This window comes from Streptomyces sp. NRRL WC-3618, from assembly GCF_001280005.1.
GTDB lineage: Bacteria > Actinomycetota > Actinomycetes > Streptomycetales > Streptomycetaceae > Streptomyces.
Map to the genome: position 1 here is coordinate 36,430 of NZ_LGDW01000155.1, position 23,245 is coordinate 59,674.

21 protein-coding genes are annotated in these 23,245 nt (G+C 70.9%); 10 read left to right on the forward strand and 11 right to left on the reverse strand.

Going from position 1 to position 23,245, the window contains the following annotated elements:
* Positions 1 to 32 precede the first annotated feature (32 nt).
* The 3 genes from ADL01_RS17090 to ADL01_RS17100 all read right to left on the reverse strand — a co-directional run bounded on the left by ADL01_RS17090 (position 33) and on the right by ADL01_RS17100 (position 4,891).
* Positions 33 to 1,835, reverse strand: a complete 1,803-nt coding sequence (locus tag ADL01_RS17090) for an ArnT family glycosyltransferase (protein ID WP_053742860.1) — start codon at positions 1,833 to 1,835, stop codon at positions 33 to 35.
* Between the two features lie 36 nt (positions 1,836 to 1,871).
* On the reverse strand, positions 1,872 to 3,803 hold the full coding sequence (locus ADL01_RS17095) for a phosphatase PAP2 family protein (RefSeq protein WP_053742861.1): 1,932 nt from the start codon (positions 3,801 to 3,803) through the stop codon (positions 1,872 to 1,874).
* Between the two features lie 179 nt (positions 3,804 to 3,982).
* Entirely contained in the window at positions 3,983 to 4,891 is a 909-nt protein-coding gene (locus ADL01_RS17100) for an N-acetylglucosamine kinase (RefSeq protein ID WP_053742862.1), read from the reverse strand.
* 363 nt (positions 4,892 to 5,254) lie between these two features.
* Here ADL01_RS17100 and ADL01_RS17105 point away from each other — a divergent pair, with 363 nt between their 5' ends.
* The 6 genes from ADL01_RS17105 to ADL01_RS17130 all read left to right on the forward strand — a co-directional run bounded on the left by ADL01_RS17105 (position 5,255) and on the right by ADL01_RS17130 (position 13,527).
* A complete protein-coding gene (locus tag ADL01_RS17105; RefSeq protein ID WP_234354672.1) occupies positions 5,255 to 6,385 on the forward strand; it encodes an ROK family transcriptional regulator in 1,131 nt (376 codons plus the stop codon).
* 280 nt (positions 6,386 to 6,665) lie between these two features.
* Positions 6,666 to 7,988, forward strand: a complete 1,323-nt coding sequence (locus tag ADL01_RS17110) for an ABC transporter substrate-binding protein (RefSeq protein WP_053742864.1) — start codon at positions 6,666 to 6,668, stop codon at positions 7,986 to 7,988.
* A 122-nt stretch (positions 7,989 to 8,110) separates the two neighbouring features.
* Positions 8,111 to 9,022 (forward strand): carbohydrate ABC transporter permease, encoded by a 912-nt coding sequence (locus ADL01_RS17115; RefSeq protein ID WP_053742865.1) that lies wholly within the window; start codon positions 8,111 to 8,113, stop codon positions 9,020 to 9,022.
* Entirely contained in the window at positions 9,019 to 9,918 is a 900-nt protein-coding gene (locus ADL01_RS17120; protein ID WP_053742866.1) for a carbohydrate ABC transporter permease, read from the forward strand. Before ADL01_RS17115 ends, ADL01_RS17120 begins: the two co-directional genes overlap by 4 nt.
* Before the next feature lie 2 nt (positions 9,919 to 9,920).
* Positions 9,921 to 11,639, forward strand: a complete 1,719-nt coding sequence (locus tag ADL01_RS17125) for a hypothetical protein (protein WP_053742867.1) — start codon at positions 9,921 to 9,923, stop codon at positions 11,637 to 11,639.
* Between the two features lie 49 nt (positions 11,640 to 11,688).
* The gene (locus tag ADL01_RS17130; RefSeq protein WP_053742868.1) at positions 11,689 to 13,527 is read left to right on the forward strand and encodes a hypothetical protein; all 1,839 of its coding nucleotides are present in this window, start codon (positions 11,689 to 11,691) and stop codon (positions 13,525 to 13,527) included.
* 70 nt (positions 13,528 to 13,597) lie between these two features.
* Here ADL01_RS17130 and ADL01_RS17135 read toward each other — a convergent pair whose 3' ends face one another.
* The 3 genes from ADL01_RS17135 to ADL01_RS17145 all read right to left on the reverse strand — a co-directional run bounded on the left by ADL01_RS17135 (position 13,598) and on the right by ADL01_RS17145 (position 15,874).
* Positions 13,598 to 14,257 (reverse strand): nucleoside/nucleotide kinase family protein, encoded by a 660-nt coding sequence (locus ADL01_RS17135; RefSeq protein WP_053742869.1) that lies wholly within the window; start codon positions 14,255 to 14,257, stop codon positions 13,598 to 13,600.
* A 13-nt stretch (positions 14,258 to 14,270) separates the two neighbouring features.
* The gene (locus tag ADL01_RS17140; RefSeq protein ID WP_053742870.1) at positions 14,271 to 15,380 is read right to left on the reverse strand and encodes a serine hydrolase domain-containing protein; all 1,110 of its coding nucleotides are present in this window, start codon (positions 15,378 to 15,380) and stop codon (positions 14,271 to 14,273) included.
* An 86-nt stretch (positions 15,381 to 15,466) separates the two neighbouring features.
* Positions 15,467 to 15,874: a TOBE domain-containing protein gene (locus ADL01_RS17145; RefSeq protein WP_053742871.1), complete on the reverse strand. Its 408-nt coding sequence runs from the start codon at positions 15,872 to 15,874 to the stop codon at positions 15,467 to 15,469.
* 115 nt (positions 15,875 to 15,989) lie between these two features.
* Between ADL01_RS17145 and ADL01_RS17150 the strand changes: the two genes are divergently transcribed.
* A complete protein-coding gene (locus ADL01_RS17150) occupies positions 15,990 to 17,024 on the forward strand; it encodes a permease (RefSeq protein WP_053742872.1) in 1,035 nt (344 codons plus the stop codon).
* A complete protein-coding gene (locus tag ADL01_RS17155) occupies positions 17,021 to 17,782 on the forward strand; it encodes a TIGR03943 family putative permease subunit (RefSeq protein WP_053742873.1) in 762 nt (253 codons plus the stop codon). Before ADL01_RS17150 ends, ADL01_RS17155 begins: the two co-directional genes overlap by 4 nt.
* Before the next feature lie 33 nt (positions 17,783 to 17,815).
* Here the strand turns inward: ADL01_RS17155 and rpmF are convergent, their stop codons facing one another.
* The 5 genes from rpmF to ADL01_RS17180 all read right to left on the reverse strand — a co-directional run bounded on the left by rpmF (position 17,816) and on the right by ADL01_RS17180 (position 20,784).
* Entirely contained in the window at positions 17,816 to 17,980 is a 165-nt protein-coding gene (gene rpmF / locus ADL01_RS17160; protein ID WP_053742874.1) for a 50S ribosomal protein L32, read from the reverse strand.
* 114 nt (positions 17,981 to 18,094) lie between these two features.
* Positions 18,095 to 19,057, reverse strand: coding sequence for an ATP-grasp ribosomal peptide maturase (gene tgmB, locus ADL01_RS17165; protein WP_053742875.1), 963 nt, complete (start codon positions 19,055 to 19,057; stop codon positions 18,095 to 18,097).
* Positions 19,058 to 19,073: 16 nt separating this feature from the next.
* Positions 19,074 to 19,265 (reverse strand): putative ATP-grasp-modified RiPP, encoded by a 192-nt coding sequence (tgmA, locus tag ADL01_RS17170; RefSeq protein ID WP_053742876.1) that lies wholly within the window; start codon positions 19,263 to 19,265, stop codon positions 19,074 to 19,076.
* A 219-nt stretch (positions 19,266 to 19,484) separates the two neighbouring features.
* Positions 19,485 to 19,856 carry a DUF6479 family protein gene (locus tag ADL01_RS17175; protein ID WP_053742877.1) on the reverse strand — a complete coding sequence of 124 codons (372 nt, stop codon included), beginning with the start codon at positions 19,854 to 19,856 and terminating at the stop codon, positions 19,485 to 19,487.
* Positions 19,857 to 19,971: 115 nt separating this feature from the next.
* A complete protein-coding gene (locus tag ADL01_RS17180) occupies positions 19,972 to 20,784 on the reverse strand; it encodes an SAM-dependent methyltransferase (RefSeq protein ID WP_053742878.1) in 813 nt (270 codons plus the stop codon).
* 201 nt (positions 20,785 to 20,985) lie between these two features.
* On the opposite strand from ADL01_RS17180, the gene ADL01_RS17185 reads away from it, so the two are divergent.
* Positions 20,986 to 22,704: a tetratricopeptide repeat protein gene (locus ADL01_RS17185; protein WP_053742879.1), complete on the forward strand. Its 1,719-nt coding sequence runs from the start codon at positions 20,986 to 20,988 to the stop codon at positions 22,702 to 22,704.
* An 82-nt stretch (positions 22,705 to 22,786) separates the two neighbouring features.
* Entirely contained in the window at positions 22,787 to 23,242 is a 456-nt protein-coding gene (locus ADL01_RS17190; protein WP_053742880.1) for a DUF1569 domain-containing protein, read from the forward strand.
* The last annotated feature ends 3 nt before the right edge of the window (positions 23,243 to 23,245 follow it).

Sequence of the window (23,245 nt, forward strand, 5' to 3'; positions counted from 1 at the left end):
GTCTCCCACAGCGACTCAACATAGCTCACCGTTCACCGGCGGAAGATCGTGATCGAGTGGCCGACCTCGTCAACCTCGTGGCTGCTGTGGATCAGCCGCGCCAGCCGCCCCCGCGCCTTGGCGACCGACGAGTCCGACACCACCAGCAGTCCGCGCACCTTCCGTTCGGCCTGACGGCGCGGATCGGACGCGTGGATCCCGTAGTACGACGGCACACCGCTGCCCTTGTAGACCAGCCAGACGTGCCGGCCCGCGTACCGATGGCGCAGCCGGTCCGCGAGCCGCCCCAGGTCCTGGCCCCAGTCGACGTTGGAGTCGTGCAGCCGCTCGTGCGTCTTGGCCGGTCCGCCGAACGCCTCGTTGGCGTAAGGGAGATAGAACGGGAAGGTGCGCAGCGAACTGACCGCCACGAACGCCAGCAGCCCCGCCGCCACGACCGGCACCCACCGCCGCCGCAGCGCGAGCACACCGACCGCCGCCACCGCCCCGAACATCGGCACGAAGACGGCGTACCGCACCCCGAAGTCCCGCCGGCTGTCCATGGCCGCGACCAGCAGCACAGCCGCTGGAAGCAGCAAGTAGGGCGCGCCGCACCGAAGTTGACGGTTCGTCAAAAACGCTGCCGTGCCCGCCGTCCACAGCACCAGCGCGCCGATCGGGGTCTTCACCAGGAGTGCGGCCGGCAGGTAGTACCAGAGGGAACCCGCGTAGTGCCGCCCGAAGAGGAAGCCCTCCCAGTGCGCGTTGTCCAGGCCGAACTGCAGCCGCATTCCGTCGCGGTAGGCCTCCGGGAAGGGCAGCAGGCCGGTCAGCAGCCCCCGCAGCCCGTGCACGGCCGGGACCTCCCCGGAGGCCGGCGTCCAGCGCAGCCGGGGATCGACGGCGAGATACGCGGCCCATACGACCGCGATCGCGACCAGCGCCGCCACTGCCGCGCCCGCCGCGGCGCGCGCGAACAGGCTGAGACGCGCTCCCGAAGCCGCCGTGCCGCGCCGGGCACGCCACACCGACAGGCCGGCCAGCAGAAGCAGCACGGGGACGGCGGCGAGGGTGTTCATCTTCGTGGCCACGGCCGCCCCGAGGGCCGCTCCGGCGAGCGGAAGACCCAGAAGGGGCCGCCGCCGCGCCCGCCACAGCAGCCACACCGACGTCAGCACGAACCCGGCCGCCGGTACGTCGAGCGTGGCCAGCGAACCGTGCGCGACGACGTCCGGCGAGAAGGCGTACAGGGTGAGCGCCCCCAACCCGCCCACCACACCGGCGAGTTCACGAGCGAAGACGAACACCACCAGCCCGAAGAGCAGCGTCAGCGCGATCACCGGCAGCCGCGCCCACAGCATCAGACGCCAGGGGTCGTTGCCGGACTCGTAGAGCAGATGGCGGCCCACGTGGCTCTGGTCGCCGTCGTAGCCCCGGTCGAAGTGGGGGCCGGCCGCGGCGACTCCGGCGGCGATGACCAGCTTGCCCAGCGGCGGGTGCTCCGGGTTGAGCCGCAGGCTGTGCTCGTGGAGATAGACGGCTGCCGCGGCGACGTACACGGGCTCGTCGATGGTGGGCGTCTGCTCCACCGCCGTCGTGATCATCGCGACGGCCATCTGGAGGAGCAGGACGGCCACGACGAGCGGGACCAGCAGGCGTCGACGGCGTCCGAGACGGGCGAGAAGTCGCGCACGTCGGGTCGGGATCGGGGGCGCGGCGCCGGGGAGGACCTCCTCCGGAGGCGCACAGCCGGGCGGGGTCACCGCGTCGGGGGGAGTCACGGGGGCGAGAACCGTGTGCTGATCGCGCGTGATCGTCCGCCCCGCGGTGGCGGGAGTGATCCGGAGCCGGGCCATGGCCCCACTCTCGCATCAGCTCCCGCCCCGCACCTGTTACCGCTTCAGGAGTCGTACCGACAGACCTGCCGCCGTGTAGACGGGTACGGCACGGACGTGGTCCGAGTCCACCTCGATACGGTCGAACTGCCCGCGCAGCGCGGCGGCGCCGATGACGCGGACGACGCTGCCCACGGCCGGCGGGTTCTCGGCGTCGAGGGTCAGCGACAGGACGCTGCCCTTCTCCAGGAGCGCGCGCCGGGTCACCGTCACGACCTCGGTGTGGCAGCCCTTGCGCAGCGTGACCGCCAGCGTTCCCGACCGCTGGGCGTACGTGCCGTGCACCCGCACCGGCTCGGTCACCCGCAGCGTCCCACCCAGCACCCGGACGTCGCCGCGGCCCAGCGCGTGCGCCGAGGCCGAGACCAGCGTGCCCGCCGTGAGGTCCGTCCCGCCCCTGTAGCTGTTGTGCCCGGTCAGCGTGAGCGTGCCGGTGCCGGTCTTGGTCAGTCCGCCCCGGCCGTCGATGTCGTTGCGCCACGCGTCGGCGGCGCCGAAGCCACCGGCCGCCGCGTCGAGCGAAACGGTCACGTCGGACTCGAAGGAGCCGTAACCGTCCGCCGCGGCGAACAGGTTGAGCCGCCCCCACTGCTCGAAGCCGTCGAGCAGGACGTATCCGGAGGGCAGCGCGGTGGTGCGCAGCACGTCCCGGCGCTGTGCGGCCGTCAGGTAGGGCAGCCGCGTCTCCAGCAGCACCTCGGCGCCCTTCGGCACGGTCAGCGGAGTCGAGCAGCCCTGCCGGGTCAGGACGTACGTCAGCTTGGGCGTGACCAGGGCGAGGTTCGCGTCCCGGTCGGCGTACTTGTCGCCGGCGTCGGAGTGCGCGTAGGCGAACAGGGTGTCGGCCGTCGTGCCCGTTTTGGCCTGGAAGTACTCGGCGGCCTGCTTGCGCGCGGCGGCCTTGAGCGCGGTGTTCTCCGGCTTGAACAGCACGGCGGCCGCCAGCGCGGTGGCCATGATCCGGCCACCCATGACGTCGACCGTGGAGTGCATACCGGACATGATCCGGGTGTGGCTCAGCTCGAAGGCGCGCGTCACGATCTCCTGGAAGCGCTCCGGGACCGCGTACGCGTACGCCAGGGCCGCCAGATGGAAGGCGTTGGTGTGACCGCTGGGGAAACCGCCGTCCTCGGCCGGGGTGTCGCTGCGCTGGCGCAGCAGCTGCGGCACGACGACGACGTCGGATTCGTAGACCGGGTACCCGAGCGCGTCGGTCTTTCCGGTGTCGACGACCTGGCTGTTCTCGTTCATCCGCCACGGGCGCGGGTACTGGAAGCTGAGCTTGGCGGGGTTGCTGGAGGTGAAGTCGCCGCGCACGGTGTCGACGAGCCTGGCCACCTGGCCGAGGTCCGAGTCGTACGACCCGGCGCCCAGCGCGGACCCGGCGGGCGCGCCGGCCGGCACGGCGTCGTTGATCTTGGCTGCCGGGATGCCGTCGGGGGCGGAGGTGATCGAGGTGACCGCCTTGGCGCCCGAACGGTACAGATCGGCCAGCGGGCCGAGCCCGCCGATGATGGCGTAGCTCTGGTGCTGGCGGTCGTAGACGAAGGCATCCCTCGCCTGTTCCTCCGTGCGGCCGTGGGTGAGGCGGACGCAGTAACGCATGTTGGCGCGCAGTATCTCGGGCCGCAGCGGCGTGCCCGTGTTCCAGGCGGCGCCGGTCTTCCACACCTTGGCGAAGCCGCCGAGCGCGCGGATCACCGCGTTGGTCTCGGGCGTCGAGTTGGTGACGACGTTGGTGCTGTAGTCGTCGACGAACGCGAGAGGCGCGGTGGCCGCCTTCGCGTCGGCCGCGGCCAGCCAGCCGACGGCGGTCGGCGCGGCCAGCACTCCGGCCGACGCGCCCAGGGACGTCCTGAGGAACCCTCGGCGGTTCAGGGCGTGTTCACGGACCGACGCGGGGGAGTCGTGCCCGACTGATGACGGCATGCGGCTGCCTCTCTGGAGTTCTAGGGAGCTCTACGGCCGCACGGCCATAGAGGGGTGGGGGTGACTGCGACTGGTGGCGCGCTCGTGACGCGAGCGCCGAAGGCGCCTTCCCGAGCGCACGAGCGAAGATCTACGGGCGGGTTGTGTCCGGTCGGCGTTGGCCCGTCGACCAGCACCTGTCACAGGAGTGAACGGGCCATCGCCAGTGCCCCTTCTACCGGCGGCACGTCGAGATGCCTCGGTCGGGCATGCGGCACGCGTTCGGCCAGGGACGCCACGAAGGCGTCGTACAGGACGGGTTGGGCGAGGACCGTGCTGCCCGCGACCACGACGTCGTCGACCGGGACACCGCGCGCGGCGAGCCGGACGACGAGCGCCGCGAGCGACCGGCCGCCCTCGGTGAGCACCGCGCCCGCGAGAGAGGAGCCCGCCTCGGCGGCGGCGAACACGGCCGGCGCGTGCCGGCCCCAGTCGGCGGAGGGAGAGGTGGCGCCCTCCAGCGCCCCGCCGAGCGCGGGCACGTCGGGCACCTCGAACGCGGCGAGAAGTCGCTTGGCGAGTTCGTCGGGCTCCTCGCCGAGGTCGTGTGCCGCCCACACCACGCGGACGGCCTCGCGGACGAGACCGGCGGCGCCGCCCTCGTCGCCGAGGAGCGCGCCCCAGCCGCCGACCTGCACGGGAGTGTTGTCCTCGCGGCGGCCGACCGCGACGGAACCGGTGCCGGCGACCAGCCCGGCGCCCCGGTCCAGACCGGCCGCGGGAACGAGCAGTTCGGCGTCGCCGACGACCGACGCGGGCGCGTCGAAGTGGAGACGCAGGGCGGCGCGGATCTCGGCGCACTGACGGGGCGTCTCGCAGGCGTGCGCGCCCACGGCGACGGCGGCCGGGCGCGCGCCCGCGGGCAGGGCACCGGCGACCAGCGCCGCCAGCCAGTCGGCGGCGGCCACCGGGTCGTGCGGCCGCCAGCCGCTGCTCGGGCGGATGTGATCGGCGACCAGCTCGTCCCCGGCGCGGGCGCGCAGGTGCGTCTTGGTGCCGCCCACGTCGATGCCCACGACGAGCGGGCGCGGGAAGGGGGAGTCCTGCACGGATCCTCTTTCGTCGTACCGCTGTGGCTGTGACGGCGGGCGAACCGTGCTTTGACCAGCGAAAACCTGGCGCGAACCCGGCGAAAACCGGGCGGAGAACCTGGCGTACGGAGGAGCTTGGGAAGCCCCGGGACGGGCCTCTGAGCGGACACGGCAGGCGAGTACCGTGACATTCGTTAGGAAGTTAACTAACGAAGTACAGTGCGTGTCAAGAGGTATCGCGCACCCGACCGCGACGGCCGCCCGACCAGGCCGGAACGCGACGGGAAACCGCGCTGCCAGGGCATCCCGTCGCCGCACCCCACGCCATCGAACCGTTGGGGGAGCGCGGCCCTCGACCTTGGGGAGACTGTGGAACACGATGTGGCGAAGGCCCCGCGCCTGACCGAGAGCGCCAGCGCGGTGTTCGCCGTGCTGGCCGGGGCGGGCACGGCCACCCGGCCGCAGCTCGCGAGTCTGGCGGGCCTGTCGAAGCCGACCGTGTCCTCCGCCGTGGCGGAGCTGGAGACCGCCGGGCTCGCCGCCCACTCGGGCATCGCCTCCGGCGGTACGGGCCGTTCCGCCGCCGTGTACGCACTCGGTCCCGCGGCCGGCGCCGTACTCGCTGTCGACCTCGGCCCCGCCCTGACCCGGGTGCGCGGCTGCGCCCTCGACGGCACCCTGCTCGCCGAGGCCACCGGCTCCCGCGACCAGGCCGCCGGCGTGGTGCGCGAGGCGCTGGCCGCGCTCCCCGCCGACGCTCCGCTGCGCACCATCGTGGTGGCCGTCGGTGACGTCGCCGCGCGCGCCGAGGAGGGCACCGTGCGTCCGGCGACCGCCAAGGCGAGGCCAGTCTTCGACGCGGTGGCCGTGGCGCTGCCGCCCGGGGTGCCCGTCCACCTCGAGAACAACGTCAACTGCGCCGCGCTCGCCGAGCTGCACGAGGGCGCGGCGCGCGGCCGGCACACCTTCGGCTATCTGCGGATCGGTGTCGGTGTCGGTCTCGGCATCGTCGTGGGGGGCCAGGTGCTGGCCGGGGCCAACGGGGCGGCCGGAGAGCTCGCCCGGCTGCCCTACCCGTGGGACGACGACCTGGAGCCCCGCCGCGAGGCCCTGGAGGAGTACATCGGCGCCCGCTCCCTGCTGCGCCGGGCCGCCGAGGTTTGGCCGGAATCCGACGGTTCGTGCCCCCGTACCGCCGAACAATTGTTCGCGCTGGCTGGTCAGGGCGGTGCCACGGCCCGCGCGATCGTCGACCGGCACGCGGTGGACGTCGGCCGGCTGGCCGCCGCGGTGACCGCCGTACTGGACCCCGGGCTGCTCGTCCTGAGCGGCAGCACCGGCGCGTTTCCGCAGCTTCTGCCCGGCGTGCGGGCCGAGTTGGCGCGGCTGAGCTGGCCCACCGAAGTGGTCAGCAGCCAGATCGGTGATCTCGGTACCGTGGTGGGTGCGGCACGGCTCGCGGTCGCCAGAGGAGTCCAAACCGTGACCCAGGCAGCGCGGGCGAAGGATTGACGGTTTCGGACTCGGTCTGCCAATGTCCGGACAAGCGCTTTCTAAGTCGGCCGGGAACGCCGGCTTGGGGTGAGCCTCCCGCCCGTACTCGACGTACGGCAACCGCACGAGGGCGTGCCCGTGCGGTGACGGCCCATTTGGCCGGGGATCCCGCCCCGCGTGGACGACGCGGCCGGGCGAGGCCGCGCCCCCGGAAGGCGACTGCTCCTGCAAACTGCACCAGTGCCGCCTCGGTCGGCGCCGTGCTCCGTCCCCTAACCACGAAAAAAAGGGATCGAAGATGACCACTGTGGGTGTGCGGCGCTCCAGCCGACTCGGCCGCGGCGGTATGCGCCGCCTGGTTCCCCTCGCTGCCGTCGCGTCGGCGGGTGCCCTGCTGCTCTCCGCCTGCGGGGGTGGATCCGACTCGGGGGGCACCTCCAAGTCGCTGACGTTCTGGATCTCCACGGTTCCGGGGCAGGACGCGGGCTGGAAGAAGCTGATCGCGCAGTACAAGAAGGACACCGGCGTCGACGTCAAGCTCGTCAACATCCCCTACGAGGGCTACACGACGAAGCTGCACAACGCCGCGCAGGCGAACTCCCTGCCCGACGTGGCGGCCGTGCCGGCGCTGGACCCGATCTGGTCGAACAAGCTGCTCGACCTCAGTACCATCGCCAACAACAAGAGCAACAACATCAACGCCAACTTCCTGGCCAAGGACAAGTCCGGGAAGGTGCTGGCCATCCCCTCGGACGTCACCGCGTCCGGCATGTTCATCAACAAGTCGCTCTTCGAGAAGGCCGGGGTCCCCTTCCCGACCTCGCCCCAGAAGACCTGGACCTGGGACGAGTTCATCAAGGCGGCCAACACCGTCCGGGACAAGACCAAGGTCAAGTACTCCCTGACCTTCGACCAGTCGCCGTCCAGGCTCCGCGCCATGGTGTACGAGATGGGCGGGCAGTACGTCCACGCGGACGACTCCGGCAAGTTCTCGGCGGACGCGGCGACCAAGAAGGCCGTGAACTACTTCGTCAAACTGAACGACGACAAGACCATGCCGAAGTCGGTGTGGACCAGCGGCGCCGACCCGTCGGCCATGTTCCAGAGCGGTGACGTGGTCGCCTACTGGTCCGGCGTGTGGCAGGTCCCCGCCTTCGCGGACAGCGTCAAGAAGTTCGAGTGGGCGAGCGTCCCGACCCCCGCCCAGCCGGTGCAGGCCAGCGACGTCAACAGCGGCGGCCTGACGGTGGGCTTCAACAACAACGCCGACGCGGCCTCCGCCACGACCAAGTTCCTGTCCTGGCTGTACGAGCCGGCCCACTACCAGGTGCTGTGCGAGACGTCCGGGTTCCTGCCGGTCGAGAGCGGACTGAACCCGAAGTACCCCTTCAAGTCCGAGGCGGCGCAGGCGGCGTACAAGCTGTACAACGAGTCGATCCCGCTCTACGCCCCGATCTCCGGCTACTTCAGCGGCGCGCAGAACGACTGGGTGCTGAAGGGCAAGACCCTCACCGAGGACCCGACCAAGACGGAGCTCGGCAAGGCGATCAACGGCCAGCAGTCGGCCGACAAGGCCCTGGAGAACATCGTGGCCGGCTACAACCAGCAGGTCGGCGGCTGATCGTCGGCGCGAGGGCCGGGCGGCGGTGTCCCGGCGTCGCCGCCCGGCCCCCGCGCCCACGCAATGCCGGGCTCATGGTGTGAGCTCACCGGAATCCATTCGACCAGCACGGAGTCAGGAAGATGACCAAACGCGCCTCGGACGTGTCCGTGAGCCCGCCCAGGAGACGCAGCAAGTACACCCTTGCGCCGCTCGTGCTCATCGCGGCCAATGTCGTGCTGTTCTCGCTGTTCTTTGTCTGGCCGGCGGTGATCGGGCTCCTCTACTCCTTCACGAACTACACGGGTGTGGGGGCGTTCCAGTTCATCGGACTGGACAACTACAACAACCTGATCGGGGACTCCGCCTTCTACGGCGCGCTGACCCGGACCCTGTTGTACGCCGTGCTCTTCGTCCCGCTGAACTTCGGGGCCTCGCTGCTCATCGCCAACCTGCTGGTGAGCAAGCACGCCAAGGGGGGGACGGTCGCCCGCGTCATCTTCTTCATCCCCTGGCTGCTGTCGCCCATCGTCGTGGGTGTCCTGTGGCGGTGGCTGTTCGGTGAGAACTTCGGACTGGTCAACTACGTCATCGAGCAGCTCGGCGGAAGCGCCGTCCCGTGGCAGTCGAACGCGGACCTGTCGTTGCTCGTGGTGGTGATGGCGGCATCCTGGACCTGGACCGGTTTCTCGATGCTGCTGTTCATCGCGGCGATCAAGAACGTACCGGTGTCGTACTACGAGGCGGCCTCGCTCGACGGCGCCGGCCCATGGCGCCAGTTCATCAGCATCACGCTGCCGAGCATCGCGCCCACCTCGTTCATCGTCATCCTGCTCAACACGATCAACGCGATGAAGGAATACCCGGTGTTCGTCGCCCTCAACAACGGCGGACCCGGTACGTCGAACAACCTGCTGGTCCAGTACATCTACGAGACCGGCTTCAAACGGGGCCAGATCGGCTACGCGAGCGCCGCGTCGTTCGTGCTCATGCTCATCCTGATGGCCGTCGCGATCGTCCAGCTGATCGTCAACCGGCGGGTGGAGAACCGATGACAACCACAGACATCCCACGCCCGGCCGACGCCGGTCCCGCACGGGCCGTCTCCAAGAAGCGGCCCCCCAGGGACCGTGGCGGGCTCCGGCGAGCGGTGCCCGCGACGACCCTGCTGTGGATCCTGGCGTGCCTGTACGGGCTGCCGGTGCTGTGGTTCATCCTCAGCTCCCTCAAGCCGGCCAGCGACCTGTTCTCCTATCCGCTGTCGCTGGTTCCGCACAACCCCACCCTGTCGGGCTACCTGACCGCGTGGCGCAGCGCCAACTTCTCCCAGTACTTCCTCAACACGGCCCTCGTGTGCGTGATCACCACGATCCTCACGGTGGGAGTCAGCTGCTGCACCGGGTACGCGCTGGCCAAGTACGACAACAGGTGGCTGAAGGCCTTCTTCATCTGCATCCTGGCCACCACGATGCTGCCCGGCGAGGTCATGCTCGCCCCGTCCTTCCTCGTGGTCCGCAACCTCGGCCTCTACAACTCGTTCACCGGCATCATCCTCCCGGCCGTGCTCACCGCGACCGGATGCTTCATGTTCCGCCAGTTCTTCCTGACGGTCCCCGACGAACTCGTGGAAGCCGCACGCATCGACGGCGCGCGTGAGCTGTCGATCTTCCTGCGGATCATGGTGCCGATCTCCCGGCCCATCATGCTGACCCTCGCCATCCTGTCCTTCCAGTGGCGCTGGAACGACTACATCTGGCCGCTGCTGATGCTCAACGACCCCGACAAGTTCACCGTGCAGATCGGCATCCAGAGCATCGTCGGCGCGCAGAACATCAACTGGTCGGTACTGCTCGGCGCATCGGTCATCTCCATGATCCCGCTGATCGTCATCTTCCTGGTCTTCCAGCGTTACGTCATGGGCGCCGACATCAACGCCGGCCTGAAGGACTGACCTTGCCGAGCCCGCTCGACCACGAGTTCGTCAGCGCGGTGGCCGCGGCCGCCGACCGGTCGGCCGTCCCGATGGCGACCGCGCCCGACGAGGAACCCGTCGGTGTGCCGCACCGTGGTCTGGCGCGCAGGGTGAAGACGCTGGTCGCGGCGTACCGTTCCCCGGATTCGGCACTGCACGGCAGCAGCCGGGCCGTCGCCGCCGCGATGACCCACGTCCGGGCGCTGCGGGCCACGCAGACCACCACCGGCCTCTTCGCCGGCGGCGACAATGTGCAGTCACCGCCGGACTCCGCCTTCAGCGTCAACGACGTGTGTGACGCGCACGTCCTCGCCGTCGGCGCGGGACCGGAACTGCACGACGTCACGGCGGCGCTCGCCGAGATCGCCGGCGCCGCCACGGGGAGTCTCCTGACCGGTGGGGTGCACACCCCGAACCACCGCTGGGAGCTGTGCGCGGCGCTGGCCCGCCTGCACCGGTCGTTCCCCGACGACCGGCTGCTCGCCCGCGTCGAGGAGTGGCTCTCCGAGGGCGTCGACATCGACGCGCAGGGCCTGTATTCGGAACGCAGCGCCGGCTACGCGTCCCATGTGACCAACCCTGCGCTGCTGTTGCTGGCCGAAGTCCTCGACCGCACCGACCTGCTCGACGCCGTCGAACGCAACCTCGCCACGACCCTGGACCTCATCAGGCCGGACGGCACTGTGGAGACCGTCCACTCACGTCGGCAGGACCAGAACCACCCGTTCCCGCTGGCGCCCTACCTGCCGCACTACCGGCTGCTCGCGATCCGCACCGGCCGGGGCGACTTCGCCAGGCCGGCGCGATTGGCGGCCGCCGGCGGCATCGACGACCCCGACCTCCTCGCCCAGACCCTCCTCACCCCGGACCTGAGCCGCGAACTGCCGTCCCCGCACGCGGAGAAGCTCCCGCGCGCCCGGTACCTCAGCACCGCACGCCTCGCGCACCACGCTTCGGCCACCGCGCACACCGTGGTGTACGGCGGCTCCGACGTGCCCGTGCACCGGCGCATCCGCTCGGGCCTCGCCTGCAACCCCACCTTCCTGCGCCTGTTCGCCGGTGCCGCCGTCCTTGACGCGGTCCGTCTCTCCCGCGGCTTCTTCGATCTGGGTCCGTTCCGCGCCGCCGACATGCGACGGCTCGCCGACAACCGGTACCGGCTCACCGAAACCCTCACGGCCGCCTACTACCAGCCGCTCCCGAAGGACCGGAGGCGGGACGACGGCGACTACCGACTGGTGGACGACGGACGCTTCTCGGCCGCGATGGCCTTCCCGGACCGTCCTCGGGACGAGGTCTCCCACACGACCCTCGTCGAGGTGGACCTGCGGGAGGACGGTGCCGACCTGCGGATCGACATCAGCGGCCCCCCGGTGCCCTGGGCCCTGGAACTGACCTTCCGGCCGGGCGGAGTGCCCGAGGGCGCAGTCCCGATCGGCGACGAACGCTGGTGCCTGACGACCGGCCTGATGACCTACCGGGCCGGCGACGACGAGATCCGGGTCGAGGTAGACGTCGAGGCGGGCGAACCGCTCGCCGGGCCGGACCGGAGTGACGTACTGCGGTACGACCCGGGGCAGGATCACACGGTGGTGCGCGGCACCGACGCGACGACCGGGAACCGCGTCCACATCGGTGGACTCGGCCCGCACACAGTGGCCGTCGCACTGCGCGCCCACCGGCCCACCCCCGTTGTGTGACCCCGCCCAACCACGCCATGGCCACCCCAGGCATGAAGGATTGATCCCCGTGCACCTCACGCACCAGCGCGGCCCCCTCCACGACCTGCCCGACAGCCCGGAGGCGTACGACGCGGTCCTCGCCGACGTCGTCGAGCAGGCCCTCGCGCGCCTCACGCCCGAGGGCAACCTCGAACACCCCGACAGTGTCGACGACATCGGCGACACCTCGCTCGGCATCACCTCGCTCCTCGCACTCGCCTGGCAGCGCGGCAAGGACCCCCGGCTGCCGGAAGCGGTGCACCGCAGCCTCGCCTTCCACCTGCGAGAGCGCGTCTACACCGAGGACAACCCCGGCTACCCCAACCTGAGGGTCCGCAACTCCGGTCTGCCGTACGCCCGTTACACCCTCGCGACGGGCGCACACCCCATCGGCGACTGGCCCAGTACCGTCTGGGCGCTGCTCCAGGCCGTCAACGTGCTCGACCTGGCCGACGGCCTCGTCGACGACACGCAGCGCGCACGGCTGCTGGAGGTGGCGCGCGGCTACTGGCGCTGGCTGACCGAGGCGACCTTCTTCAATCCCCAGGAGGCGGGCAACCAGGCGATCGGCTGTGTGGTCGGCGGCCTGATGCTGGCACGCCAACTGCCCCCGCCGGAGGGGGAGCCGGTCCGTGCCCGCGCCCTGGAGCTGTACACCGACAAGATCCACGCACACCGGGTCCGCGACCGCGGCGCACTGCTGCCGCCCGAGCACGGCGGCGCCTACGACAACAACTACGGCCCGATCTCCCTGTCCTTCCTCGCCCAGGCCCACCGGATCAGCGGTGAGGAGATCTTCGCCGAGGACGGCGACGCCCTGGCTCGCTACATCGACGCCCGCCTCACCGGCGGCGGGTTCGACAACGGCGGCCCCCGCTACAGCGAGCAGCACTCCGCCTTCGAGTCCGTCCTCGGCCTGCGCTACTTCGGCGCCCGTATCGGCTCCGACCTCGGCCGCTACCGGTGCGACAGCCGTTGGGCCCGGCACGCGGTCAACGCCGGCGGCGGGGTCGACGGCCACTTCGCGTGGATGCTGATCTGGCAGATCCAGGACACCACCCGCTGGCACCGGGAACCCTCCGAGGCCCCCGTCCGCCACCAACTGCGCGCGGGCACGGTCTCGGTCGCCTTCGACAGTCACGTGACCCCGACGGTCGTGGAGGCCGCCGGAACGTACTACCTGCCCGCCGCCGTCAACCGTCAGCACGGCCACGGCCCCGTCACCGAGGGCTTCCTGCTGTGCCGCCCCATGGGCGAGGTCCGCGTACGGGACGTACGCACCGCCGCCCTCGCCGCCAAGCTGGTCACCAAGCCGGTCGTCGGCCGCGACCACGTCCTGCGCCACCTCCGGTCCCTGTACGTCACGGACGGCACGACCCTGTGGGTCACCGTCGCCGTCGAACACTTCGACGGCACCCCGTACCTGCTCGCCGGCCTGCCGTACGCCACCGACGACGGCGACCGGATCCGCCGGACGGCGCAACCCGGGGACGTCGTCTCGGCGGGCCCCTTGCGTCTGACCCACCCGCAGTCCGCCGGGGTGGAGCACTTCGACGCCCGCTCGGACATGTCCCAGGAGCGGGCGGCCTTCGCCCTCGCGGCGGACCCACGCGGCTACGGCAACCCCGACGAGGGCTGGCGCCACCTGGTCAGCTCCACGGCACTGGAGGCAGACCCCGCCCCCGGCGCGCCGGAGGGGCTGAGCGTCTTCGCCGTACGGTACGGCGGCGCCGACGACGCCGAGTTCACGCCGGTCTTCGAGACCACGCCGGAAGGTCTGCGGGTGCGCACGGAGGCCTTCACGGCCGTGATCGGCGACGCGGCGGGCGACGCCCACGGCGAACCGGAGCTGACGCTTCTCGACTGAGAAGGCGGACGACCCGAAACGTACGAGGCCGAGCAGCCCACCCGCCCGCTGCTCGGCCTCCGCGCGTCGCTCAGATCCGCGTCTCCACGACCAGATCCGCCCGGTCCCGGGTCGCCGCCACCAGATCGGCGTTGCGCTGGTCGGTGCCCAGCACCCACGCGAGGGCGGTGGCGTGGTCCTTGCCGAACTCCTCGTGCCGGGCGACCAGCCGACGGACCCGCTCGTCCTCGTCCAGCGCGCAGAACCACACCTCGTCGAGCTGGGCCCGCACCCGCGACCACGAACCCTCCGTCAGGAGAAGGTAGTTGCCCTCGGTGATGACGAGCCGCGCCGACGGAAACACCGGGATCGCCCCCGCGACCGGCTGCTCCAGCACCCGCTCGAACCCCGGCGCGTAGACGATCTCCCGGTCGCCGTTCTCCCGCAGTCGCCGCAGCAGCGCCGCGTACCCCGCCGCGTCGAACGTGTCGGGCGCGCCCTTGCGGTCGCGCAGGCCCAGCCGCTCCAACTCGACGTCGGCGAGATGGAAACCGTCCATCGGCACATGGGCGACCCAGGGCGAGCCGTCGCCGTTCAGCGCCCGGACGAGCCGTTCCGCGAGCGTCGTCTTGCCCGAGCCGGGACTCCCGGCGATACCGAGCACGGCACGCCGGTCACCGTGGACCAGCGCCCTGGCCCGGCCCAGGAGTTCGTCGAAGGTGGGTGCGGGGGAGGAGAGAGGGCGTTCCACGCGGCCGAGTCTCTCACCCGGACAGACCTTCGTAGGCGGCCGCGACCATCAGGAAGGCCCGGTCGTCACCGGGGTCACCCGAGTTGATCATGCGGTTCATGACGTACGCCACCGTCAGGCGCGCGTCCATGTCGACCAGGACCATCGAGCCGCCCCAGCCACCCCAGGAACAGGTGCGGGGGTTGGGGAGCTGGTCGGACAGGCTGTACCCCATGCCCCAGCGTATGGGCCCGCCCAGGACCGAGTCCGTCCCGTTGAACTGTTCCTCCAGGACGCGTGCACAGCCCGCCTCCGACAGCAGCCGTACGCCTCGTGCGGTGCCCCCGCAGGCCAGTACCGACTGGACGGCGGCGACCGAGCGGGCGTTGCCGTGGCCGTTCGCGGCGGGGATCTCGGCGCGCCGCCAGGCCTCGGTGTTGGCGGTGCCGGCCACGATGGGCGGGTTGCCGGGGCGGTCGGGTTCCGCGTCCGGGTCGCGCGGACGCTCGGCCGGGGGAATCACGGGCGTGACGCGGTGGTCGTGCTCGGCGGACAGCCCGATGTGGAAGTCGGCGCCGAGCGGCCCGGCGATCTCCTCGGCGAAGAAGGCACCCAGGCTGCGGCCGGTGATCCGGCGGACCACCTCGCCGAGGAGGTGGCCGTAGGTGGAGGCGTGGTAGCCGGCCTCGGTGCCGGGCTTCCAGGCCGGAGCCTGGGCGGCGAGGCGGGCGGTGGCGGTCGGCCAGTCGTAGAGGTCCTCGATCGTCATGGGAGCGTCCCAGGTGGGCAGGCCCGCCGTGTGGCCCAGCAGATGCCGTACCCGGACGTCGTCCTTGCCGTTCGCCGCGAACTCCGGCCAGTAGCGGGCGACCGGCGCGTCCAGGTCGAGTTCACCCCGGTCGGCGAGGACCAGCGCGCACAGCGCCGTCATCGTCTTCGTCGTGGACCACGTGTTGGTGATCGTGTCGCGCTGCCACAGGTCGGTACGCGCCTCGTCCGTGTGGCCGCCCCACAGGTCGACCACCGGCTCGCCGTCCAGGTACACCGCGACGGACGCGCCCACGTCCTTGTCGTTGAGCGATGCCGTCAACGCCTCGCGCACGGGCGCGAACTGGTCGGTGCACGTGCCGAGTGTCTCCACCATGGCGCGATCGTAGCCAGGCCCCGTGGACGCGGGCCACCGCTTATTCTCCGGCCCCGCACCCGGCTGATGCCCGGCTCATGTCCCGCTCATGTCCGGTCGATGTGCACGTTCGTCGACTTCACGCGGGCCGTGGCCTCCACCCCGACCTCCAGGCCCAGTTCCTCCACGGCCTCCCGGGTCAGCAGCGACACCAGCCGGTGCGGGCCCGCCTGGATCTCGACCTGGGCCGCCACATCACCGAGTTTCACGGCCGTGACGATGCCGGCGAAGGCGTTCCGGGCGGAGGTGTACGACGGCTCCTCCTCGCCGGAGCCCGTGCCCGCGCCGGAGCCCGCCAGCTCGATCGAGAAGGCGGCCAGATCCCGGCCGTCGATCAGGCGTCGTCCGCCCTCGTCGCGGTGGGTCTTCACCCGGCCCGCGTCCGCCCACCGCCTCGCGGTGTCGGGGCTCACGCCCAGCAGACGGGCGGCCTGACCAATGGTGTAGGACTGCATACGCGCCAACCTAGCTCGTTCCCCGATCTCGCAAAATGAGCAACCTTGCCCGTCCCGGCGTACTGGAGTGGCAGGGAACGCACGCAGCACAGCCACGCCCGGAGGTACCTCGCCCGTGAGCACCACCAAAGCGGCCCCGCCAGGGGCCGGCCACCGCGACGCGGAGGCTCCGCCGGACCGGGCGAGCGGCGAGCAGCAGGGCTGGCAGTTCAGCTCGCCGCTGGTCCTGACCATGCTGCTGATACTCGTCGTCGCCTCACAGGGGGCGATCCGCCGGGCGGTGTCCGCGCCGGTGATGCAGAGCTGGATGACGGTGTTCGTCGCCGTCGTCGTACAGGCCCTGCCCTTCCTCGTCCTCGGCGTGCTGCTGTCGGCGCTGCTCGCGGTGTTCGTACCCCCGTCGTTCTTCGTCCGGGCCCTGCCCAGCCGGCCCGCCCTCGCGGTACCGGTCGCGGGGATGGCCGGAGCGATCCTGCCCGGCTGCGAGTGCGCGTCGGTGCCGGTGGCCGGCGCGCTGGTGCGGCGGGGGGTCGCCCCGGCGGCGGCGCTGGCGTTCCTGCTCTCCGCCCCGGCGATCAACCCGATCGTGCTGACCGCGACCGCCATCGCGTTCCCCGGCAAGCCGGAGATGGTCGTCGCCCGGTTCGTCGCGAGCCTGCTCGCGGCGTGCGCGATGGGCTGGCTCTGGCAGCGGCTCGGCCGCACGAACTGGCTGCGCCCGCCGGCCCACCCCTCGGACGAGGGCCTCGGCAAGGCTGCCGCGTTCTGGAACTCCGTACGGCACGACGTGATGCACGCGGGCGGCTTCCTGGTCGTCGGCGCCATGGCCGCCGCCACCCTGAAGGCAGTGGTCCCGGCGAGCTGGCTGAGCCTCGCGGCGGACAACCCCGTGGTGGCGGTCCTCGCGCTCGCCGTCCTCGCGGTGCTGCTGTCGATCTGCTCGGAGGCGGACGCGTTCGTCGCCGCGTCCCTGACCCAGTTCTCGCTCACGGCCAGACTGGCGTTCCTCGTGGTCGGCCCGATGATCGACCTGAAGCTCTTCGCCATGCAGACGGGCACCTTCGGCCGCGGTTTCGCCCTCCGCTTCGCGCCGGCCACCTTCGTCATGGCCGTGGCGTCGGCGGTCCTCGTCGGGACGGTGCTCCTGTGAACCGGCAGGCACAGGCGGTCGTCCTGTTCCTGGTCGGCGGGGCGATGGTGCACGCCGGCACCACCGACCTGTATCTGCGCTACGTCAAGGCGGGGCTCCAGCCGATGGTCGTCGGCGCCGGCGCGGTGCTGATGGTGGCCGCGCTGGCGACGGTCTGGTACGAGCGGAAACTCGCGAAGACCGGCCCCGACGACAAGGCCGACGCCCACGACAAGGACATGGACGCCCACGACAACGGGGGTCACATCCACCGCGAACCCCGGGTCTCCTGGCTCCTGGTCCTGCCCCTGTTCGCGCTGATCCTGGTGGCCCCGCCCGCCCTGGGCTCCTACAGCGCCCTGCGCACGGGTACGGCCCTCCAGGCGCCGTTGGCCTACGCGCCCCTGCCCTCCGGTGACCCCGTACGCCTCAGCCTCGTCGACTACGCGGGCCGCGCGGCCTACGGTCACGGACGCTCACTGGGTCACCGGCGGATCGTCATCACCGGGTTCGTCGCGCTCGACGGCAAGGGCACCCCGTACCTCGTCCGGATGGCCCTCAACTGCTGTGCGGCGGACGCCCAGCCGGTCAAGGTCGGGCTGACCGGCCGGATCCCCCCGGTGCTCCAGCCAGACACCTGGCTCGAACTCACCGGCACCTACACGGACCGGCGGACCAAGGACCCGGTGAACCACGGCGTCATTCCGTTCTTCGACATCACCGGGGCCAAACCGGTGGTGACGCCGCGTGACCCGTACGACGAGAGCTGGAACAACTGAGGCCGGGGCCGGGCACTTTGGCGGGGCGGCGGGTCAGGGCCGGAGCAGCCCGCGCTCGTACGCCTTGACCAGCCGCTGCGGCACCATGTGCGCGACCCCGTCGACAGTGACCGCCACCAGCTGGGTGGTGGTCGCCTTCCACTGGGCGCGGCGGTGACGGGTGTTGCTGCGGGACATCTTCCGCTTGGGAACGGCCATGGGAATCCTCCTCGGTTGGCAAGCGAGACAGGACGCTACATGAAAATGGATCCCATTAACAGTGGTGAACGTGTGGGGCGGGTGACGCTGTCTGTGTCATGACTCCCTGGGGGTCTACGGATGCGGCTGTGCTTCGGGCGACCCCTCCCCGGACAGCCAGTCGGCGACGGACTGGGCGATCGGCTGCCCGGTGTCCATCTCGACGAAGCCGAACTGGCCCGACTGGTTGCATTCGAGGAACCACCAGACCCCGTCGCGATCCTCCGCGAAGTCGAAGGCCCCATAGGCGAGTTCGGCCTCCCGCAGATACCGGTGCACGGCCTCGGCGAGCCGCGTCGGCACGTCGACCGGTCGCCACGGCTCGTCCGAGGGTGCGAACCGGACATCGATGTCGTCGGGATGCGCGTCGGGTGCGACGGCCTTGCGGGCGGCGAGGACGCGGTCGCCGACCGCTGTCAGGCGGACGTCGGCCCGCTTGTCGACCCGGCGCTGCAACAGGGTGGGCCCGAAGGCGACGGCGGCGAAGTCGACGTCGGGTGCCACCCGGCTCGTCGGCACCACCCTGGGCGGCTCCTGTGGATGCGACCCGGAGACGGGTTTGACGACCAGATCGGGAAACCGCCCCGCGAAGTCCCGGGCCGCCTGCGGGAACGTGGTGATCAGCGTGGCCGGTACGGGGAGTCGGCTGCGTTGGGCGAGGTGCAGCTGCCAGGGCTTGTGGCGGGCCCGGGCGGCGGCGTCGGGGTGGTTCATCCAGCGCGCGCCGGTGCCCCGGAGCATGCCGTAGAAGGCCTGCGAGGCCTCCTCGGTGAGCCAGCCGGACGGCTCGCCGGCCCGCGTGCCCGGAACCCCCGGCCTGCGCACCCAGACGGACCGCAGCCCGTCCATGCCCACCAGCCTGCCCCCGACGGACAGATGCCCGCGAAAAGCGCCGTGCGCGTACTCGCCGGAGAGGGCGACAGTGCCGGGCAGATCGGCGGGATCGAGCCGGACCACGGGAACACCGGTGCCATTGAGTCGGGCCACCACGAGATCCGCCGTCACATCGTGGTCGGACGTCAGAACCAGGACCGTCATCGTGTCAGGTCCACGCTCAGTCGTCGAAGTGCGTCTTGGAACCGGCAGTTGACGTGGTGGCCCCGAATTCCCGCATCACGGCATGGTCATGAGCGGCGATGTGCCCACCCGGCAACACATTCAACTGCAGTCCGCTGTCGTAGCTGTACGGAGTGCTCGCCTCCAACTGCTCAGCCGGGCGCGCGTAGTTCAGGACGAACAGCTGCATCGCTTCTCCTCGATCGGCGACGACGTCGGTCAAGTGGACGGTGGAGGTCCGGAAATAACAACTGTCCGGTCTCCGGTGCCCCGCCTTCAAGGAGTTATACGAATCGAACGCGTGAATGGTTGCGTCGGGTTGTGGGCAACCGTATCCGGGCAGCCCTTCACAGCTCTCGGCCCATGATCCACCGGGCCCCCGGCCCACCGGGGGCAGGTCGCCGACAGGTCAGTGGCGCCCCAGGCCGCCACTGCCGAAGGAGCCACTGGAACCGGGATCCCAACGTCCGCGCTGCTGGTCCTCCCGTCGTTTCGTCGACGCGGGGTGGAGTTCGTGCGGCAGGAGCCGCTCCCGGTCCTGGTCCGCGTGCGGCATTTCGTCGGGCTCTCGCATCTCGCGGATCTCGCGGACCGGACCGGAAGGCGGGAGGGTGGGCTGTTCGTCGGGACGGGGGCGGGCGGATTCCCGGTCCCGGACCCGCATGCCGAACCAGAAGGCCCAGATCAGTGCACCAGCGATGAACAGGCCCGCGACAAATGCGGCCGTTACGTTGAGTAGATCGCTCGACGCGGCCAGTAGCTCAGACGTTGTCGTACCCATATACCGATTATCGCCGACGCCCTATGAATGCGCGTCCGAAAACAGCCGGTGGAATCGCTGTGCCTTTTCTTGTTTAAAGGGCTGAAGGGACGGAGGTTCCGATCAGGGCTTCCGGTCAGGGCTTCACGGCGACGGCGCCGAATTGCGGCAGGGCGCCGGCGGAGTCGTCCTCCGGGTGCCACTGCGCACAGGAGACGAGCCCCGGGTCGAGAAGTTCCAGACCGTCGAAGAAGGCGGCGACCTCGGCACGGGGGCGGGCGGTGATCGGCGGGGTGGCGTTCTCGTTCCAGAACTTCATCGCCTCGATGTTTCCCTCACCGCCGAGGTCCGAGTCGGTCGTCGGATGGGTCAGGACCAGGTGGCTGCCCGACGGCACCGACGCCATGATCCGGCGCACGATGTCCCGCGCCTGTTCCGTGTCGAGCACGAAATTCAGGATGCCCAGCATCATGACGGCGACGGGCCGGTCGAAGTCGAGGGTGTCCGAGGCGCGGCCGACGATGGTTTCGGGGCGGTGCACGTCCGCGTCGATGTAGTCGGTGGCCCCTTCCTGCGTGCCGGTCAGCAGCGTACGGGCGTGCGCGAGCACGATCGGATCGTTGTCGACGTAGACGATCCGTGACTCGGGCGCGATGCGCTGGGCGATCTCATGGGTGTTGTCCACCGTCGGCAGCCCCGTCCCGATGTCCAGGAACTGCCGCACGCCCCGCTCGGCGACCAGGAAGCGCACGGCCCGCCCGAGGAAGGCGCGGTCCGCGCGGGCCACGCTGCGGATCAGCGGGAACATGGCGTCGATGTGGTCGCCGACCGCCTGGTCGACGACGTAGTTGTCCTTGCCGCCGATCCAGTAGTTCCACACCCGCGCGTTGTGGGCCACCGAGGTGTCCAGCCGACCGCGTCCCTCTGCCGTGCCGTCCTGCTCGCTCACGCCGCTTCCTCTCGTCACTTCCCGCACCCCGAACGGCTGTTGACGCCCGCTCAGGCCGTCAACATCGTTCGCGCCTACGAGGGTGATCTTATGACCGGGCCCCCCGGGGTCAGCGCCGGAGGCGGCGGTAACGCGTACTGCCGGGGGGGCGAAGGCGGCCCCTAGTCTCGGCGGACAGGCCCCAGGGAGCGGGAGAGACCAATGGATCACGACTCCGGCCACGATGGCCACGATCACCACGATGACACCTACCCCTACGACCTCGGCACCCACAGTCGGCCCGTGACGACGTCGTCCGCCGAGGCCCAGAGGTGGTTCGACCGGGGCCTGGTGTGGACGTACGGCTTCCACCACGAGGAGGCCGTCGCCTGTTTCGAGGCCGCCGCCGCGGCCGACCCCGACTGCGCCATGGCCCACTGGGGCATCGCCTACGCACTCGGCCCGAACTACAACAAACCCTGGGCGTTCTTCGCCGGCGAGGACCTCACACGGACTGTCGCCCGCACCCACGCCGCCGTCGAACTCGCCCGGCGGAAGGCGGCCGGTGCCACTCCCGTCGAACAGGCCCTGATCGCCGCCCTGCGGGCCCGGTACCCGCAGGGGGAGGCCGTCGAGGACTGCTCGGTCTGGAACGAGCCCTACGCGGACAGCATGCGCACGGTGTACGAACTGGCCCCCGACGACCTGGACATCGCCGCCCTGTACGCCGACGCGCTGATGAACCTGACGCCCTGGCAACTGTGGGACGTACGCTCGGGCGAACCGGCCGAGGGCGCCCGCACCCTCGCCGCGAAAACCGTCCTGGAGCGGGCGATCGCGACCGACGCCGGATCACGCCACCCGGGCCTCCTGCACCTCTACCTCCACCTGATGGAGATGTCCTGCGCCCCGGAGACCGCCCTGCCCGCCGCGGACCGGCTGCGCGGCCTCGTCCCGGACGCCGGCCACCTGCTGCACATGCCCACCCATCTGGACGTCCTCTGCGGCGACTACCGGCGCGTGGTGGCGGACAACAGCACGGCGATCGCCGCCGACGAGAAGTTCCGCGAGCGGTCCGGCGCGATGAACTTCTACACCCTCTACCGGGCGCACAACCACCACTTCAAGATCTACGGCGCGATGTTCCTGGGCCAGTCCCGGACGGCGCTCGAGGCCGCCGCGCAACTGGAGGCCGCCGTCCCGGAGGAACTCCTGCGCGTGCAGAGCCCGCCCATGGCCGACTGGCTGGAGGGCTTCCTCGCCATGCGCGTCCATGTGCTGATCCGGTTCGGCCGCTGGCCGGACATCCTCGAACTGCCGCTGCCCGCCGACCCGTCGCTGTACAGCGTGACGACGGCCATGCTCCGGTACGCCCGAGGGGTCGCCCTGTCCGCCACCGGCCGGATCGCGGAGGCCGAGGCCGAGCGCGAACTGTTCCGCGCGGCGCTCACCCGGGTCCCGAAGACCCGGATGCTGTTCAACAACACCTGCTCCGACATCCTCGCCGTCGCGTCGGCGCTGCTCGACGGCGAACTGGACTACCGCAAGGGCGACTTCGAGGCCGCCTTCGCCGCGCTGGAGCGTTCCGTCGAACTGTCCGACAACCTCCCCTACGACGAGCCGTGGGGGTGGATGCAGCCCACCCGGCACGCCTACGGCGCCCTCCTCCTCGAACAGGGCCGCGTCGCCGAGGCGGAAGCCGTCTACCGCGCCGACCTCGGCCTCGACGAGACCCTTCCGCGCGCGGTGCGGCATCCCGGCAACGTCTGGGCCCTGCACGGGTTCCACGAGTGCCTCGCCCGTCTGGGCAGGGAAGGGGAAGCGCGGATCGTGGCCCAGCAGCTGAAGATCGCTGTCGCCCTGGCGGACGTCCCGATCGAGGCGTCCTGCTTCTGCCGTCTGGACGTCGGTACGGGCGGCACGGACGCGGACTGTTGCTGAGGGGGGCGCCCGACACTGATGTCCGGTCAGCAGCACACGAAACACGAAATATTGACCGTTAGTAGCAATGTATGCTATCGAAATGGCCTCCTCGCACACCCTTACCGAGCTCACCGAGCGACTGCCCAAGCACCTCGGCCGCCCCGAAGGCGACCTGCTGGCGCCGGGCGGTCCCTGGAACCTGTCCCAGACGCTGCAGCACTGCGCCCAGACAGTCCGCTACTCCGTGACCGGATACCCCAGACTCAAGCCCGCCCTGTTCCGGGCCACGGCCGGCGCCCTGGCCAAACGCCTCTTCCTGAGCCGCGGAGCGACGAAGCACTCACTCGGCGCGGAGATCGACGGAGCTCCGCCACTGGACCCGAGCCTGCCGTCGGCAGAGGCGGCGTCCGGCCTCGCGGACGCGGTGGCCCTGTTCACCGGCCACCCGGGACCGCACGCCCCCCACCCCGCCTACGGACGCTGCTCGCACGACGAGTTCGCACGTCTGCACGCCATGCATCTCGCCGAACACCTCCCCGGACTGGCCGACGCCTGACCT